The following is a 17,888-nucleotide window of genomic DNA, read 5'->3' as shown; positions in this document are numbered from 1 at the left end:
GGTGTCGGCCGTGCCGGGCGGGACCGGTGCCGTGACCGGTGGGGTGCGCGAACGGGCGGTGCGTGTCGGTGGCGGGGCCGGGCGGAGCCCGGCCCCGCGGCTTTGTCGGTGGGGGCGCTAGAGGAGTCCGATCTCCTGGTCCAGCACGTCGAACAGTTCGTCGTCGGTGACCGAGTCGAGTGCGTCGTCGTCCTCGTGCCGGGTGCGGCCGGTGTCGTCGCCGTGGGTGTCCTGCCAGCGGCGCAGCAGTGCTTCCAGGCGGGAGGTGATGCGCGGGCGGGCACCTGCGTCGGGCTGTGCGGCGGTGAGGCTCGCGTCGAGTCGGTCGAGCATGCCCAACAGGGCTTCGGAAGCGTCCTGTTCCTCGGATCCGTCGTCGATCAGTCCGTTGAGGTGCGCCGCGACCGCGCGGGAGTCCGGGTGGTCGAAGACGAGGCTGGCGGGGAGGCCGAGGCCGGTGGCGCTGCCGAGGCGGCGGCGGAGTTCGACGGCGGCCAGTGAGTCGAAGCCGAGGTCCTGGAAGGCCCGGTCGGCACCGACCGCGTCGGGGGTGGGGTGGCCGAGCAGCGTGGCGACGTGTGAGCGGACGAGCTCCAGGAGGATGCGCCCCCGCTCCTCCTCGCCCCGGCCGGCGAGGCGCCGGCGCAGCTCGGCGGCGACGGTGAGGCCGGTGCCCGGACGGGTTCCGGGGCTGCCGGGGGTGCGGGCCAGTGTCCCGAGTACGGGGGGCAGATGACCGGCGAGGGTGCGCAGGGCGCCCTGGTCGGGGTGCAGGGCGAACAGGGCGGCGGCCGGTGTGTGCAGCGCGTCGCCGAGGAGTGCCGCGGTGCGCTCGGCGGTCAGTGGCAGGAGGCCGGGGCCGGCCTCCGCGGGGCCGGTGGCGACGGCCGTCGCGGGGAGGCCGAGGCTGTGCCGGTGCCGGGCGACGGCGTCCAGGAAGGTGTGTGCGGCAGCCTGGTGGGCTGCTCCGGCGCCGTGCACCAGGCCGTGGGTCGAGGTGAGCAGGACGAAGGCCGACAGGTCGAGTCCGGTGGTGAGTTCGTGCAGGTTCCAGGCGACGTCGGCGTGGCTGCGCAGCGCTTCGTCGAGGAGGTGCGGTGTGCGTTCGCCGATCGGCGCGCCCTCCCCGGTGGGACCCGTGTGGACGACGGCGGTGAGCGGGAGGCGTTCGGGAAGGCCGGCCAGCAGACCGGCGAGCGCTTCGCGGTCGGCGGGGTCGCAGTCGCTGATGACGAGTGCCGCGTCGGTGCCGTCCGTGAGCGTGTCCGCCGCGCCGGGAGCCACGGGTCCGCCGGCGAGGAGGACGCGGGTGACGCCGTGTTCGGCGACGAGGCGGCGGACCAGTGCGGCGCCCGTCGCGGAGACCGCGCCGGTGACGAGGACGGTGCCGCCGCCGGCCGCGGGGGCGGTCGGGTCGGTGTCCGGTGCCGCCGGGACCAGCTTCGGGACGAGTACGGTGCCGCCCCGGACGGCGAGTTCGTCGGCGCCGGTGGCGAGCGCGTCCGGCAGTGCGGTCGCGGAGGCGTCCAGTCCGTCCACGTCGGCGAGGACGAACCGCCCGGGGTGTTCGCTCTGTGCCGCCCGGACGAGACCCCACACGGCCGCGTGCCGGACGTCGGGCGCCTCGTCCCCCGCCGGGACGGCGTTCCGGGTGACGACCACCAGCCGGGTCGTTCCTCCGTCCTGCGTGTGGTGGAGGAACTCTCGCAGGTGTGCGAGGACCTCGGCGCCGTGCGTGCGGACGGCTTCCGGCACGTCGCCGGACGGGGCGGGCAGGGGCAGCAGGACGAAGTCGGGGGCGTCCCCGTCCCGGGGCCCGCGCGGGTCGAAGGCCGGGAAGGGGAGGCCGGTGCGCGGGTCGTCGAGGGGTCCGGCGGAGGCGAGGACTGCGGTCCTGGATCCGAGGTCGGCGATGTCGACGGGTGCGGGCACCCACTCCAGCCGGTACAGCGCGCCCGTAGGAGTGCCGGCGGTCAGTTCGGCCGGGGTGACCGGCTTCCAGCTGATGTCCGCGGCGGTCAGCACGGGCCGCCCCCGGCCGTCCGCGAGGTCGAACGACGCACGGTCCGGGCCGGTCGGCCGGACCCGTATCCGCAGTTCGGTGGCGCCGCTGCGGTGCACCTGTACGCCGGTCCAGGCCGCGGGGCTCAGCGGCGTGCCCTCGTCCGGCTCCGTGCCGTCGGGCAAGGCGCCGAAGCGGGCCAGCTGGACGGCCGCGTCGAGGAGGGCCGGATGCAGCACGCACTGCTCACGGGCCGTCTGCTCGTCGAGCACGGCGTCGGCGAAGAGTTCGTCCCCGCGCCGCCAGGCGGACCCGATGGTGCGGAAGGCCGGGCCGTGTCCGTGGCCGAGGGCGAACAACCGGTCGTAGAGGGTGGCCGGGTCCACCGGGGTGGCGCCGGGCGGCGGCCAGGCGGTCGTCTCGTCGGCCGGGTCGGCGGCGGGCGGGGCGAGGACACCCCGGGCGTGCCGGACCCAGGCACCTTCGCCGTCCTCCGGTCGCACGCCCTGCGTCCTGGAGTGGATGTCGACCGTACGGCGGCCGTCGTCCGCGGGCGCACCGACGGTGACCCGGAGCGCGGTGCCGGGGCCGGCGGCGAGCGGCAGCTGGGCCGTCACCGTCAGCTCGTCCAGGCGGGGGCAGCCCGTCTCCGTACCGGCGCTCAGGGCAAGGTCGGCGAAGGCCGCGGCGGGCAGGACGGGGGTCCCGAGCAGGTCGTGGTCGTCGAGCCAGGGCAGCTCGGTCCGGTTCAGCCGGCCGGTCAGGAGGGCCCCGCCGTCGGGGAGCGCCACGACCGCGCCGAGCAGCGGGTGTTCCGTCGCGCCGAGTCCGGCCGCGGTGAGGTCGGCCCCGGCCCGTTCGGGCAGCGCCCAGAACGGCTCGCGGCGGAACGCGTACGTCGGCAGGTCGATGCGGTTCGCCCCGCTCCCGGCGAAGAACCGCGTCCAGTCGACCGGGACATGGCGTACGTGGGCGAGCGCGAGGGCTCCCACCAGTTCCGCCGCCTCGTCGCGGTCACGGCGGGACAACGGCAGGAACGCGGCAGTGGTGGTGTCCGGCAGGCAGGCGGGGCCGAGGGCGGACAGTGCCGCGTCCGGGCCGATCTCCACGTAGGTGGTGACACCCGCCTCGTCCAGAGTGTGTACGGCGTCGGCGAACCGCACCGCTTCCCGCACGTGCGCGACCCAGTGCCGGGGGTCGGCGAGGTCCGCGGCCGTCACGATGCGTCCGGTCAGGGTGGAGACGAGCGGAACGGACGGTTCCCGCACCGTCATCCCGGCGGCGGCGCGCGCGAAGTCGGCCAGCATGGGTTCCATCAGCGGCGAGTGGAAGGCGTGCGACACCCGCAGCGGCTTGGCCGAGCGGCCCAGCGCCGCGAAGTGGTCCGTCACGGCCCGTACGGCACTGGCGGTGCCCGACACGACAACGGACTCGGGGCCGTTGACGGCGGCGACGGCGGCGTCCCCGGTGAGGAGCGGAGCCACCTCGTCCTCGCTCGCCCGCAGCGCGGCCATGGCACCGCCCTCCGGCAGCGCCTGCATCAGAAGGCCGCGTGCGGCGACCAGGCGTGCGGCGTCCGGCAGCGACAGGGCCCCACAGACGTGGGCGGCGACCAGTTCGCCGATGGAGTGGCCGGCGAGGAAGTCGGGGCGGACGCCCCAGGACTCCAGGAGCCGGAACTGCGCCACCTCGAAGGCGAACAGTGCGGCCTGCGTGTACCCGGTGCGGTTCAGTGCGGCTTCGTCCTCGCGGATGATGCCGGCGAGCGGCCGGTCGAGGTGGACGTCGAGCGCGGCGACGGCCTCGTCGAAGGCCTGCGCGAAGGCGGGGTGGGTGCGGTGGAGCCGCCCGCCCATGCCGAGGCGCTGGGATCCCTGGCCGGAGAAGAGGAAGGCGGTCGGGCCGCCGCCGGTGCGTCCGGTGTCCTGCCCGGCTACGAGGGAGGCGGTGGTCCCGCCGTCGGCGAGCACGGCCAGATCGCGCACGGCCTGGGCCCGGTCGGTGACCAGGAGCGCGGCGCGCTGTTCCAGGGGGGTGCGGGTGGTGGCCAGGGAGTGGGCGACGTCGAGTGCGTCCGCGTCGGGCCGGGACTCCAGGTGGGCCAGCAGCCGACCGGCCTGGCGGGCCGTGCCCTCGGGGTCGCGGGCCGACAGGAGCCACGGCACGGGGGCGCTCCGCTCAGGGGCGGGGGCGGCCATGTCCGCTGCGGCGTCGGGCGCCGGCGCCTCGATGATCACGTGGGCGTTGGTGCCGCTGATGCCGAACGAGGAGATTCCGGCGCGGCGCGGGCGGTCCAGTTCGGGCCAGGGGCGCGCCGCCGTCAGCAGGGTGACGTCACCCGTCGCCCAGTCGACCTGGGGCGAGGGCTCCTCCAGGTGGAGGGAGCTCGGCAGGACTCCGTGCCGCATCGCTTCGACCATCTTGATCACTCCGGCGATGCCGGCGGCGGCCTGCGCGTGCCCGATGTTCGACTTGATCGAACCCAGGTACAGCGGCTGGTCCGCGGGGCGGCCCCGGCCGTACGTGGCGAGCAGGGCCTGCGCCTCGATCGGGTCGCCCAGGGTGGTCCCGGTCCCGTGGGCCTCGACCGCGTCGACGTCGGCGGTGCCGAGGCCCGCGTTCGCGAGGGCCTGCCGGATGACGCGTTGCTGGGACGGGCCGTTGGGCGCCATGAGCCCGTTGCTGGCACCGTCCTGGTTGACCGCACTGCCGCGCAGGACGGCCAGGACCGGATGCCCGTTCCGGCGGGCGTCGGAGAGCCGTTCGATCACGAGCACGCCCGCGCCCTCGGACCAGGCGGCGCCGTCGGCGGCCGCGGAGAACGAGCGGCACCGGCCGTCGCGGGACAGCCCGCGCTGCCGGGCGAACTCGACGAACGTCTCGGGGGTCGACATGACGGTCACACCGCCGACCAGGGCGAGCCCGCATTCGCCCGACCGCACGGCCTGGGCGGCCAGGTGCAGCGCGACCAAGGACGACGAGCACGCGGTGTCGACGGCCAGCGAGGGCCCCTCGAAACCGAAGGTGTACGAGACGCGGCCGGGGCCGAGCGATCCGGCGGCGCTGTTGCCCGCGTAGTCGTGGTACATCGTGCCGGTGAAGACGCCGGTGGCGGTGCCCTTCAGCGAGAGCGGATCGATCGTCGCCCGCTCCATCGCCTCCCACGCCACCTCCAGCATCAGCCGGTGCTGCGGGTCGGTGGTCAGTGCGTCGTTCGGGCTCATGCCGAAGAAGCCGGGATCGAAGTCGGCGGCGTCGTGCAGGAATCCGCCATGGCGTACGTAACAGGTGCCGGGCCGGGTGGACTCGGGGTCGTAGAGCCGTTCCAGGTCCCAGCCACGGTTGCGGGGGAACTCGGTGATGGCGTCGACGCCGTCGTCGACGAGGCGCCACAGGTCTTCGGGCGAGCGCACGCCGCCGGGATAGCGGCAGGCCATGGAGACGATGACCACGGGGTCGTCGTCGGCGGTCCGAGCGGCAACCGCGGTGGGCGCGGCAGCGGTGCTGTCGCCCGCGAGCAGCGTGTCCAGGTGTCCTGCGACGGCCCGCGCGTTGGGGTGGTCGAAGACCAGGGTGGCGGGCAGCCTCAGTCCGGTGGCGGAAGCGAGCCGGTTGCGCAGCTCCATGGCCGTCAGGGAGTCGAACCCGATCTCGGTGAAGGCCCGGTCGGGTTCCACGTCGGCCGCCGACCCGTGGCCGAGTACGGCGGCCACCCCGTCCCGTACGAGGTCGAGCAGAGCCCGCAGCCGCTCCTTCGGCGCCAGGGCCGCCAGGCCGGACCGGGGCTGCCGAGCGGGTGCGGCGGAGGTGGCACGCGCCTTGCGGCGTACCAGGCCGGACAGGATCGGCGCCGGCTGCTCCGCCTCGCGCAGGGTCCTGAGGTCGAGGCGGACCGGGAGGAGCAGCGCCTCGTCCGACTGCCCGGCCTGGTCCAGCAGTGTCAGGGCGTCGCCCGGCAGGAGGGGTGCCACACCGGACCGGCTCATCCGTCGCAGGTCGGTGTCGTCCAGCCCGCTCGCCATGCCGTCGGCCCACAGACCCCACGCGAGGGACTGCCCCGGCAGGCCGAGGCCCTGCCGCAGGACGGCCAGGGCGTCCAGGAAGGCGTTACCGGCGGCGTAGTTGGCCTGCCCCGGGTTACCGAGGACGCCCGCGACGGACGAGAAGAGAACGAAGGCGGACAGGTCCAGCCCGGCCGTCAGCTCATGCAGGTTCCACGCCGCGTCGATCTTCGGCCGCAGCACGCGGGCCAGTTGGCCGGCGGTGAGCGAGCCGAGGGTGGCGTCGTCCAGCACCCCCGCGCAGTGGACGACCGCTGTCGGCGGGTGCGGGGTCAGCAGGGCGCGGACGGCCTCCCGGTCGGAGAGGTCGCACGCCGTCACGGTGACTTCGGCGCCCAGAGCCGTCAGTTCGGCGCACAGCGCGGTGGCTCCGGGTGCGTCAGGTCCGCGGCGGCCGGTGAGCACCAGACGCCGGACGCCGTGCGCGGTGACGAGATGGCGGGCGACGAGAGCGCCGAGGGTGCCCGTGCCACCGGTGACCAGTACGGTCGCGTCGTCACCACCGAACGGAGCGCGGTCCGCCGTGTCCGGCGCCGACGGGACACGGACCAGCCGGGGTGCCCACGTGCCGCCGGCCCGGACTGCCGACTCGGGTTCGCCGGATGCGGCCAGGGCGGTGATGTCCGGGGTGACGTCGGGGTCGATGTCGGAGAGCAGAATCCGTCCTGGGTTCTCCGTCTGAGCAGACCGCACAAGACCGGAGACGGCCGCAGCCGCCGGACGGGTCAGCTCCTCACCCGGCAGGGCGACCGCTCCCCGGGTGACCATGAGCAGCCTGCTGGACGCGAACCGCTCCTCCGTCAGCCACTCCTGTACGACACCGAGGGCGCGGGCGGTCAGTTCATGCGCGTCGGACACCATGTCACCGACGGGCGGCGGACACTCCCAGACCAGGACGGCGGCCTCCGGCACGGAGCCGTCGTGCCGGTCGTCCCACCGCACGGCGACGGCCTCGGGGGCGACGGGCGCGGGGGCCACCGTGAGCGGCGTCCACCGCACGGCGTACAGGGACCCGTGCGGTGCCGTTCCGGCCGTGGCCGCTACGGCCACCGGCCGGGTGACGAGGGCACCCACGGAGAACACGGGGCGCCCCTCGGCGTCCGCTCCGTCCACGGTGATGCTGTCGGGACCCGCGGGTGCGATCCTCACCCGGAGCCGGGCTGCGCCCACGGCATGGAGACGGACCCCCTTCCACGCGAAGGGAAGCCTCGCCGTTCCCTCGCCGCCGGGCGTCGCGCCCGAGCCGTCGACGAGTGAGGCGTGCAGTGCGGCGTCGAGCAGGGCGGGGTGCAGGCCGTAGTGTTCGGCGTCCGCGACCGCCGCCTCCGGCAGAGCCACCTCCGCGAAGATCTCGCCGCCACGCCGCCACGCCGCTTCGAGGCCCTGGAACACGGGCCCGTAGGCGTACCCCTGCTGGGCCAACTCCTCGTACACGTCGTTCAGTTCAAGTGGCGAGGCGCCGTCCGGGGGCCAGCTGGCGGCGTCGAAACCGGGTACGGCCGCGTCCGGGCGCAGCAAGCCGTCGGCATGCAGGGTCCATGGCGCGTCGCCCGCTGCGCCGTCCTCGTCCCGCGCATGCACGGTGACGCTCCGGGCGCCGGTACCGTCATCGGCCCCGACCAGGACCCGGATCTGAACGCCGCCGCGGGGCGGGAGCACGAGGGGCACCTGAAGGGTCAGCTCGTCCAGTACGTCGCATCCGACCTGGGCACCGGCGCAGAGGGCCAATTCCACCAGGCCCGCACCGGGAAACAGGGTGGACGTGCCCATGCGGTGGTCGGCAAGCCACGGCTGACTGTCGAGGGAAAGCCGGCCCGTCAGTACGGGCCCGTCCGCTCCGGGAAGGGTGACAGCGGCGCCGAGCAGGGGGTGGCCGGCCTGGTCCAGCCCCAGTGATCCCGCATCGGGTGCTCCCAGTTCCGCCTGCATCCAGTACCGCTCGCGCTGGAAGGCGTAGGTGGGCAGATCGACCCGGCGGGCACCCGAACCCTCGAAGAACCGCGCCCAGTCCACCGAAGTGCCACTCACGTGCAGCTGCCCCAACGCCATCACGGTGGAGGCGACCTCCGGACGCCCCTTGCGCACCAGCGGAACGAAGACCGCCGACTCCGTGTCCACGGACTGCTGCGCCATCCCACTCAGCACACCATCAGGACCGATCTCGACGAACGACGTCACACCCCGCGACGCAACGAACGACACCGCGTCCGCGAAGCGGACCGCCTCACGCACATGCCGCACCCAGTACTCCGCCGAACCCCAACCCGACGCCAGATCCCCCGACACACCCGACACCACCGGAATCGACGGAACACCGAACGACAACCCGGCCACCACCGCCCCGAACTCCGCCAACATCGGCTCCATCAACGGCGAATGGAACGCATGCGAAACCCGCAACACACTCGTCCTGCGCCCCTGACCGGCAAACTTCCCCACCAGATCAGCAACCGCCACCTCCGCACCCGAGACCACCACCGAACGCGGACCGTTGACCGCAGCTATCCCCACCTCACCGTTCAACAACGGAAGCACCTCGGTCTCCGTCGCCTCCACCGCCACCATCGACCCACCTGAAGGCAACGCCTGCATCAACCGACCACGAGCGACCACCAACTCAGCCGCATCGGCCAGGGACAACGCCCCGGACACATGCGCGGCCGCGATCTCACCCACCGAATGCCCCACCAGGAAGTCCGGACGCACCCCCCACGACTCCACCAACCGGAACAGGGCAGTCTCCACCGCGAACAGGCCGGCCTGGGCGAACATCGTCCCGTTCAGCAGCTCCGCGTCCTCACCCCACACCACCTCACGCAACGAACGCCCCAGCCGGCCATCCAACTCCCCCAGCACCGCGTCGAAGGCTTCAGCGAAGGCTGGGTAGGCCTCATACAGCTCCCGGCCCATCCCGAGTCGTTGCGCACCCTGACCCGTGAACAGGAACGCGACCTTGCCCGCCGGCCGCACCACTCCCCGCACCACCGAAGACGGGACACCGCCCCCGGCCAACGCGGTCAGACCCCGCACCAGCTCCTCACGGTCAGCGACCGCGACCACCGCACGATGCTCCAGCACCGCACGCGACACCACCGACGAAAAACCCACATCCAACAACGAGGAAGAGGACTCCCCCAGCTGCTCCAGCAGCTTCCCGGCCTGCGCCGACAGCCCCGCCTCACTCCGCGCCGACAACACCACCGGCACCACCGGCAGCTCCACCACGGAGTCCGCCTCCGGCTCCTCCACCACCGGAGCCTGCTCCACGATCACATGCGCGTTCGTCCCACTCAGACCGAACGACGACACACCCGCCCGACGCGGACGATCCCGCACCGGCCACGCCCGCGACTCCGTCAGCAACTCCACCGCTCCCGCCGACCAGTCCACCTGCGGCGTCGGCACATCCACATGCAACGTCCTCGGCAGCACACCGTGCCGAATCGCCTGCACCGCCTTGATCACCCCACCCACACCCGCAGCCGCCTGGGTGTGGCCCAGGTTCGACTTCAGCGAGCCCAACCACAACGGATCACCCTCCGCACGACCCTGCCCATACGTCGCCAACAACGCCTGCGCCTCGATCGGATCACCCAGCCGGGTCCCGGTCCCATGCGCCTCCACCATGTCCACGTCCGTGGCAGTCAGTCCCGCGCCCTCCAACGCCGCGCGGATCACCCGCTGCTGCGACGGACCGTTCGGAGCCGTCATGCTGCTGGAGGCGCCGTCCTGGTTGATCGCGCTTCCCCGGACCACCGCGAGAATCGGGTGACCGTTCCGCTGGGCGTCCGAGAGGCGCTCCAGCATGAGGACGCCGACGCCCTCCGAGCAGCCGGTGCCGTCCGCCTCGGCGGAGAAGGACTTGCAGCGGCCGTCCTTGGCCATACCGCGCTGATGGCTGAAGTAGAGGAACATGTCCGGCGTCGTCATCACCGTCACGCCACCGACCAGCGCCATCGAGCACTCGTCGGACCGCAGGGCCTGGGCGCCCAGGTGCAGGGCCACCAGTGACGACGAGCAGGCGGTGTCCACCGTGACGGACGGCCCTTCGAGGCCCAGGGTGTAGGAGACGCGCCCGGAGACGAGGCTGCCGCCGGTCGTGGCCGCGGCTTCCGTGCCCAGCGCGTAGTCGTGGTACATCAGGCCGGCGAAGACGCCGGTCCGGCTGCCCTTCAGGGAGAGGGGATCGATACCCGCGCTCTCCACCGCCTCCCAGGACGCCTCCAGCAACAACCGCTGCTGCGGATCCATCCCCAACGCCTCACGCGGCGAGATCCCGAACACCCCGGCATCGAAATCAGCCGCCTCGTACAGAAACCCACCCTCACGCGTCACCGTACGATTCGGCTTCCCCGGCTCCGGATCGTAAAGACCCTCCACATCCCACCCACGATCCACCGGAAAACCCGACACACCGTCCCGGCCCTCCACCACCAGATCCCACAACTCGGCCGGAGAACCCACCCCACCCGGATAACGACACGCCATCCCCACGATCGCAATCGGCTCGCCACTGGACTTGCGTTCGGCGGCAGCGAGCCTTTTGCGCATGTCGCGCAAGTCGGCTGTCGCCCGGCGCAGATACTCGAGAAGTTTTTCCTCGTTACTCACCGAGCATGCCCTCCTGTGTCATGACGTTCAGCGGACCGCGGACCCGAGCAAATGACGGAATGAGCGGAATGAAGAGAATGAAGCGTGGGGTCACTCGGAAAATTACGTGGCCCGCGGACCTGTTGCCCACCCCTTAGTCGTGCCCTGGGTCCCCACAATCGGGCCCCTGCTCCACCCCGGTCACCCCAGAGCCGGGGTGGGGTCACCGGACCGTCCCGGCGGGCGGCGCACGGTGGGGCAGGGGTCGGCCTACCGCTCCCACCTGCGAGGGAGGGCGCGGCCGCGGACGGCTCGGCCCGTACCCGCTGCCGGGAACACCCCTCGCACGACGCCTTCATAGGGGCGGGTAGGGGTACTGGTTCGGGCTCGCCGGGACTAGCGTCGGGCCCCGGTATCCCATTCCGGCCGGGCACGTGGGCGGCCGGCTGTCTCGCCTCCGTTCCGGCCCGGCCGGCGGTCAGGCGATCCCGGAACACCATTCACCCCTTCACGCCTGAAACCGGAGTCATCATGTGGGATGAACAGTTCGACATTCTCCTTCGGAAGCAGTTGTCCTTCCTTTCCCCGGACGAGCCGATCACGGGGGACATGAGAATGCGCGAATTCGGTCTCGATTCACTGGGCATGATCGAGCTGCTCGCGGGCCTCGAAGCCGCCTACGACGTACGCTTCCGCGACGAGGCGCTCTCCCTGGAGATATTCGAGACCCCGGACGTCCTCTGGAACGCACTGCAACGTCTGCGCTGAGGGCCGGTGACATGCGTAGCGTCCCGGCATTGCGACTGCACGAGGGCGACCGGGCCCGGTTGGAGGCTCTGACCCGGATGTCGACGGCGCCCGCCGGGCTCGTCCGGCGGGCGCGGATCGTCCTGCTCGCCGCGGGGGGTGCCTCGAACACGGAGGTGGCCGCCCAGTTGCGGGTCTCCCGTCCGACCGTCATCAAGTGGCGTTCGCGGTACGCGGATTCGGGTATCGCGGCGCTGGGTGATCTGCCCCGGCCCGGGCGTCCCGCAACGGTGGACGAGGTGGCGGTGCTCGTCGCCACGCTCGCTGACGGCGCCAGGCCTCCGACCCGGCTGCGGGCCCCGTACTGGTCGTCGCGGCTGCTCGCCGACGAGCTGGGCATCGCCCACTCCACAGTGGCGCGCGTGTGGCGCAAGTGGGGAGTGCGGCCGCATCGCCCGGAGACCTTTCAACTGCCGTCCGTGCCACCCCTGCCGCCGGGTATCCATCGCGGGGTCGTCGGTGTCTTTCGCGCGTCGTCGTGGAACGCCGTGGTCCTGCGGGCGGACGAGCGGACGGGACATCGGGCCGAGGAGCGGTTCCGTCCCCTGCTGGTCGACCGGGCCGGGCCGGGCGCAGACCGCACCTCCGCACCGGCCGCCTTTCTGCACCTCCTGGACGCGGTCGCACAGGCCCACCCCTACCCGAGGCTGCACGTGCTCCTGAACGGAACGGGTGCGGTGCGTTCCAGGGGCGTACGCGAGTGGCTGGCGAGAAATCCCCGGGTCTCCGTGCACCATGCGCCGGCCACCCGTTCCTGGGCCGATCTCACCGAGGTCATCCTGCGGCTCGCGGGTCCCGGGCACCGCTCCCTCTCATCCATTCACCGCCATCCGGGGAACACTCATGGACCAGACGTCGGCCCACGCCCTCTATGACCGATTCCTGCGCGGACTCGCGCGGTCCCCGCAGGGGGTGGCCATCCGTGTCGGCGACGCCTCGCTGACGTACCGGGAGCTGCACGACCGGGCGTTGACCTGGGCGGGCTCGCTGCTGGCCGCGCTCCCGGAGCGCCCGGCCGCGGTGGGCGTGCTCGCGGGCAAGGGCCTCGACGCCTATACGGGCATCCTGGCCTGCCTGTTCACCGGTGTGCCGATGGTTCCGCTCCAGCCTTCCTTCCCGGTGCTCCGTACCCTCCAGATGCTCGAAGCGGCGGAGGTGGGGGCGCTGATCGTCGACGCCGAGGCGGTCACGGCGCTGGAGAAGCTGCGTGCCGAAGGCGTCGCGCTTCCCGCGCTGCTGGACGGGGCCGTGAATGGTACCGACGGGGTGATCGCCCCCGATCCGGCATCACGTCTGTCGCGTCCCCGCCCGGTCGCCCCCGACGACATCGCGTACATGCTCTTCACTTCCGGTTCCACGGGCCGCCCCAAGGGTGTGCCGGTCACGCACGCCAACGGAGCCCACTACTTCGGCCTGCTCGACGCACGGTACGACTTCGGTCCGCACGATGTGTTCTCCCAGAACTTCGATCTGAACTTCGACTGCGCGATGTTCGACCTGTTCTGCGCGTGGGGCGCCGGCGCGACGCTGGTGGCCGTTCCGGCGGCTGCGTACCGGGACCTCCCCGGTTTCGTCGCCGAACGGGGCGTCACCGTCTGGTTCTCCACCCCCAGTGTGATCGGCCTGATCCGTCGCACGGGACAGCTGACGGACGAGGCGCTGCCCTCCCTGCGCTGGAGCTTCTTCGCGGGCGAGGCGGTGACGTGCCAGGACGTCACGGACTGGCAGCGCGCGGCGCCGGGTTCGGCCATCGAGAACCTCTACGGCCCCACCGAACTGACGATCACCATCACCCGGCATCGCTGGTCGCCCGGGAGGTCGCCCGGGATCGCCGTCGCCGGTGTCGTCCCGATCGGGCCGGTGCACGCGGGGCACGCGTGGATGCTCCTCGGCGCGGACGGCGAACCGGACCCGCTGGAAGGGGAGTTGTGTGTCTCCGGCCCGCAACTCACCGCCGGGTATCTGGATCCGGCCGATGATGAGGGCCGGTTCCTCGACCGGGACGGAGCCCGCTACTACCGGACGGGCGACCGGATCCGGCTGGGCGAGGACGGCCAGCTGCTCTACCTCGGCCGGCTGGATCAGCAGGTTCAGGTGCGTGGCGTACGGATCGAACTGGCGGAGATCGACGAGGCGCTGCGCCGATGCCCGGGCGTGGAGGACGCCGTCGCGGTGCCGGTGCCCTCCGAACAGGGCATCACGCTGGCGGCGTTCCACTCCGGCGAGCGCGTGCCGCCCGTCGCCCTGGCCCGCGAGCTGAGCCGCACGCTCCCCCGGGCCGTACTCCCCCAGCACTTCTTCCACATCGCGGAATTCCCGCTCAACTCCAATCGCAAGATCGACCGCCGGGAACTGCTGCACCGCGCGCTGGAACTGCTCGGCCGGCCGCGCTGAAGCCTCGGCGGGACGGGCCCCCGGGGCCCCGGGCGGCCCCTGATGAGTACGCGACACGCCGACGCGTACCTGATACGCTCAGCGTGTTACGTACCCATGGTCATGACGCAGGAAGGCATGGACGTTTGCCATGACAGAAATCAAGCCCCGGGCGGGGCTCAAGGAATGGCTCGGCCTCGTGGTGATCGTCCTGGTCACCCTGCTGATCGCCATTGACATCTCGGTACTGGGCTTCGCGATCACGCCCATCAGCGAGTCACTGAAGCCGAGCGCCACCCAGCTGTTGTGGATCATGGACATCTACAGCTTCGTGCTGGCCGGTGCACTGATCACGATGGGCTGGGTCGGCGACCGCTTCGGACGGCGGAAGCTGCTGATCATCGGCGCCCTGGTCTTCGGCGTCGCGTCCGCACTCGCCGCGACGGCGGACAGCCCCGAGATGCTCATCGCCTCGCGCGCCCTGCTGGGGCTCGGTGCCGCGACGCTGACGCCGACCTCCCTGGCCCTGATCCGCAACATGTTCCACGACTCCAAGCAGCGGAAGTCGGCCATCGCCGCCTGGAGCGGCACCCTCGCCACCGGGGCGGCCCTCGGCCCGGTCGTCGGCGGTCTGCTGCTGAACAACTTCTGGTGGGGTTCGGTCTTCATGATCAACACCCCGGTCATGGTGCTGGTGCTGATCCTGGCCCCGATCCTGCTTCCGGAGCGGCGCGACCCCTCGCGCGGCAAGCTGGACGTCCTCGGTGCGTTCCTGTCGATCGCGGGCATCATGCCGTTCATCTACGGCCTCAAGGAGCTGGCCGTCGACGGCTGGTCCGTCGAGTCCGCCGTCTGGGCCGGCGTCGGCGCCGTCCTGCTCGTCGCCTTCGTGCAGCGCCAGCGCATGACGTCCCACCCGCTCATCGACATCTCGCTGTTCCGCTACGGCGGCTTCACCGGAGCGATCCTGACCAACCTGATGGTGATGTTCTCGTTCATGGGCGTCAGCATCCTCACCAACCAGTTCCTCCAGATGGTGCTGGGCATGACTCCCTTCCGGGCGGCCCTGTGGTCCATGGCGGTGATGCCGGCGATCGGAATCGCGGTCGGCCTCGTCTCGGCCCTGTCCCGCAAGGTCAAGCCGGTCTACCTGGTCGCCAGCGGCATGCTCGTGATGGCCGTCGGATTCGGCGTGCTCAGCCGCCTCACGGTGGATTCGAGCGTCGCCGTCCTGCTGGTCGGCGTGGGGCTGATGGCAGCCGGCATGACAGCCTCGAAGACGCTCACGGCGGAGATCGTCGTCACCTCCGCGCCGAAGGAGCACGCCGGGTCGTCCACCGCCACCTCGGAGACGTTCACCGAGTTCGGCAGCGCGTTCGGCTTCGCCGTCATCGGCAGCATCGGTTCCGCCATCTACCGGCATGACATGGACGCGGTGAACCCGGCCGGTCTCGGCGGCGAGGCGCTGGACGCGGTACGCAACACGATCGGCGGTGCCGCCACCGTCGCCGCCCAGCAGCCTGCCGCGGTCGGCGCCGAACTGCTCGCCACCAGCCGCGAGGCCTTCACCCACGGTCTGCAGGTGGCAGCGCTCTCCGGGGCAGCCGCCATGGTCGTAGTGGCCGCGATCGTCGCCGTGCTGCTGCGCAAGGTACCGATCGAGACGGGCGAGCCGATCGACCCGTACGACATCGACGCACCGGCGACCGTGCCTTCCCCCAAGCGCATGCAGCCCACCGCGGGCTGAGCCGGTCCGGGGCGCCGCACGCGTGGAAGGGGGCTGGTTGCCCACCCGGCCGGGTGGGCAACCAGCCCCCTTCCACGCGTGCGGCCGGAACGCCCGTCAGGTGAGCGGCTCCTCACCGTTGCGAATGCGGATCAGCACTTCGATACCGTCCAGGACCCGCTGGAGGCCGAACGTGAAGTCGTCCTCGGGCTCGTCGAACGCGCCGGCCTCCAGCAGCTCGGCGAGAGCGGGGAACGACGCGGAGTCGGCGTACTTGGCCAGCGCGCGGCCGTAGTTGGCCATCAGGTCCGCCTCGCTGATGTCCTGGGTGACGACACCGAGCGACATCTGCACGTTGTTGCGCACATAGCCGATCATGAGCATCATCACGGAGAGCTTGTCGTCCGGCCGGAGGGTGGTACCTCCCAGGGTGCGCAGGCCGGACTCCAGCCAGCTGAGCTGGCCCGGCTCCAGGGGCGGCCCGCTGACCGAGATCTGCAGCATCCAGGGATGCCGGTGGAAGACCTCCTGGAAGGCTCGGGCCCACTGCTCCAGCCCGTCCCGCCAGTCGCCCTCGGCCGTGTCGATGCGGGGCGGGGTGCCGTAGGCCATGTCCAGCATCAGCTGCCGCAGCTCGTCCTTGCTCGACACGTGGCGGTACAGCGACATGGTGCCGAAGTCGAGGCTCTTGGCGACACGGGACATGGACAGGCCGGCCAGACCGTCGGCGTCCGCCGACTCGATCGCGGCCGTCACGATGCGCTCGACACTCAGACCGGTGCGCGCGGTGCGCTGCTCCCGGTTCCGCAGTTCCCAGAGCACCGCGATGCTGTTCGGCAGGCCGACGCCTTCCGTGCTCGTTCCTTCGCCAGTAGTCATCTCGTGCCTGCCTTCATCAGGAGCCCTTCCATGCGTACCACGCACGCATAGAGCATCGTATACGCCCCGGGTCCGCCGTACGCGGAGCCGGTGTGAGACCGAGGTGGAGAGACGGTACGACACTGAGCGCGGTGCCGTACCGTGCGGTCCGCTCCCACCCCCTGGCAGGGGACGTCAGACGCCCGCCGTCGTGGCGGACAGCTCCGACGACGGCCGGCCGAGCAGCTGCCGGCACTGCCGCAGACCACGCGCACTGTTCCAGCCCAGCCCGCCGACGAGGACCCCGTCGCGGTGGTACGCGGCGACGAACTCGCGGTCCGCGGTGGACCCGCTGATGATCTCCGTCCGTGCATCGGGAGGGCACCAGCCGACGGTCTGGATCTTCTCCCCGAACTGGTGGGTCCAGCCGAAGGGCACGGGAGTGTACGGCCGCGCTCCCCCGTCGCCGGCCAGCAGGTTGGCGACGACCGCCATGGCCTGCTGGGCGGCGTTGGTCCGCTGTTCGAGCCTGACCCGGGCCCCGGCCACCATGGGGTGGGGCCAGTTGGCGACGTCTCCCGCCGCCCACACTCCGGGGGCGGCCCGGCAGTAGGCGTCGCACAGGACCCCGTCGCCCAGGGGCAGTCCGGAATCGGCGAGCCAGTCCACGGCGGGCTCGGAGCCGATCGCGACGACGACCAGGTCGGCGTCGACGGTGGTGCCGTCGGCGAGCAGCACCCCCCTGACACCGGCGCCGTCCCGCGCCATTCCCACCACATCGGCACCGAGAACGAGCCGCACCCCGTGGTCACGATGGAGGCCTGCCACGAGCCCGCCGATCTCGGCGCCGACCTGGCGCGCGAGCGGCTGGGCGTTCGTGTCGATCAGTGTCACGTCGAGCCCGGCCCCACGCGCCGTGGCGGCGATCTCCGCACCGAGAAAGCCGGCTCCGATCACCGCGACCCTGGGACCTGTCGCGAGCGCCTCACGCAGTCGGACCGCGTCGTCCAGTGACCGCAGGACATGGACACCGCGGAGGCCGTCCCCGCAGGGAAGTCGGCGCGGCCGCAGTCCCGTCGCGATGATCGCCGCGTCGTAGGGCAGCCGCTCGCCGGTGGAGAGGGTGACGGTACGGGCGGCGGGGTCGAGGCCGGTGGCCCGGCAACCGAGCCGCAGATCGGCATCGACGGCGGCCAGCACGTCCTCCTTCCGCAACCATGTGCTCGGGGGTTCCCAGCCAGGGTTCAGCAACTCCTTGGAGAGGGGCGGCCGGTCGTAGGGCGGATGGCGCTCGTCGCCGACGAGCGTGAGCTCTCCCTCGTACCCCTTGGCGCGCAGCGTCTCCACCGCGGTCAGTCCTGCGGCCGCCGCGCCCACGACGACTATCCGGTTCAGCACACTCGCTCCTCGTCTCCGGTCCGTACTCACGTCAACAGCTGGTGCCATGACCGACGAGGTCTGCCCGGAGGGC

At 72.0% G+C, this 17,888-nt stretch carries 7 protein-coding genes; 4 read left to right on the top strand and 3 right to left on the bottom strand.

Annotated features, from left to right (window positions below; all coding sequences use genetic code 11):
- Positions 1-117: 117 nt before the first annotated feature.
- A complete protein-coding gene (locus tag OG446_RS27065; protein ID WP_328896466.1) occupies positions 118-10,674 on the bottom strand; it encodes a type I polyketide synthase in 10,557 nt (3,518 codons plus the stop codon).
- 510 nt (positions 10,675-11,184) lie between these two features.
- On the opposite strand from OG446_RS27065, the gene OG446_RS27060 reads away from it, so the two are divergent.
- From OG446_RS27060 to OG446_RS27045, 4 genes are all read left to right on the top strand, one after another.
- Entirely contained in the window at positions 11,185-11,421 is a 237-nt protein-coding gene (locus tag OG446_RS27060) for an acyl carrier protein (protein ID WP_326657842.1), read from the top strand.
- Between the two features lie 29 nt (positions 11,422-11,450).
- Positions 11,451-12,335: a helix-turn-helix domain-containing protein gene (locus OG446_RS27055; RefSeq protein WP_328896465.1), complete on the top strand. Its 885-nt coding sequence runs from the start codon at positions 11,451-11,453 to the stop codon at positions 12,333-12,335.
- On the top strand, positions 12,304-13,854 hold the full coding sequence (locus OG446_RS27050; protein ID WP_328896464.1) for an AMP-binding protein: 1,551 nt from the start codon (positions 12,304-12,306) through the stop codon (positions 13,852-13,854). Before OG446_RS27055 ends, OG446_RS27050 begins: the two co-directional genes overlap by 32 nt.
- A gap of 130 nt (positions 13,855-13,984) precedes the next feature.
- Complete coding sequence (locus OG446_RS27045; RefSeq protein WP_328896463.1) at positions 13,985-15,580, top strand: MFS transporter; 1,596 nt, start codon at positions 13,985-13,987, stop codon at positions 15,578-15,580.
- 96 nt (positions 15,581-15,676) lie between these two features.
- On the opposite strand, the gene OG446_RS27040 is transcribed toward OG446_RS27045, so the two are convergent.
- Positions 15,677-16,438 (bottom strand): TetR/AcrR family transcriptional regulator, encoded by a 762-nt coding sequence (locus tag OG446_RS27040; RefSeq protein WP_328896462.1) that lies wholly within the window; start codon positions 16,436-16,438, stop codon positions 15,677-15,679.
- Between the two features lie 174 nt (positions 16,439-16,612).
- The gene (locus OG446_RS27035) at positions 16,613-17,815 is read right to left on the bottom strand and encodes an NAD(P)/FAD-dependent oxidoreductase (RefSeq protein WP_328896461.1); all 1,203 of its coding nucleotides are present in this window, start codon (positions 17,813-17,815) and stop codon (positions 16,613-16,615) included.
- Positions 17,816-17,888: the final 73 nt, after the last annotated feature.

Origin of the sequence: Streptomyces sp. NBC_00236 (genome assembly GCF_036195045.1) — a bacterium.
GTDB lineage: Bacteria > Actinomycetota > Actinomycetes > Streptomycetales > Streptomycetaceae > Streptomyces.
Note: the sequence above shows the minus strand (reverse complement) of the source record. Positions and strands in the feature narration are given on the sequence as shown.

Excerpts from the sequence above, each read along its gene's own strand:
- OG446_RS27060 (WP_326657842.1), top strand. The coding sequence starts at position 11,185 with ATGTGGGATGAACAGTTCGACATTCTCCTTCGGAAGCAGTTGTCCTTC.
- OG446_RS27050 (WP_328896464.1), top strand. The coding sequence starts at position 12,304 with ATGGACCAGACGTCGGCCCACGCCCTCTATGACCGATTCCTGCGCGGA.
- OG446_RS27045 (WP_328896463.1), top strand. The coding sequence starts at position 13,985 with ATGACAGAAATCAAGCCCCGGGCGGGGCTCAAGGAATGGCTCGGCCTC.
- OG446_RS27040 (WP_328896462.1), bottom strand. The coding sequence starts at position 16,438 with ATGACTACTGGCGAAGGAACGAGCACGGAAGGCGTCGGCCTGCCGAAC.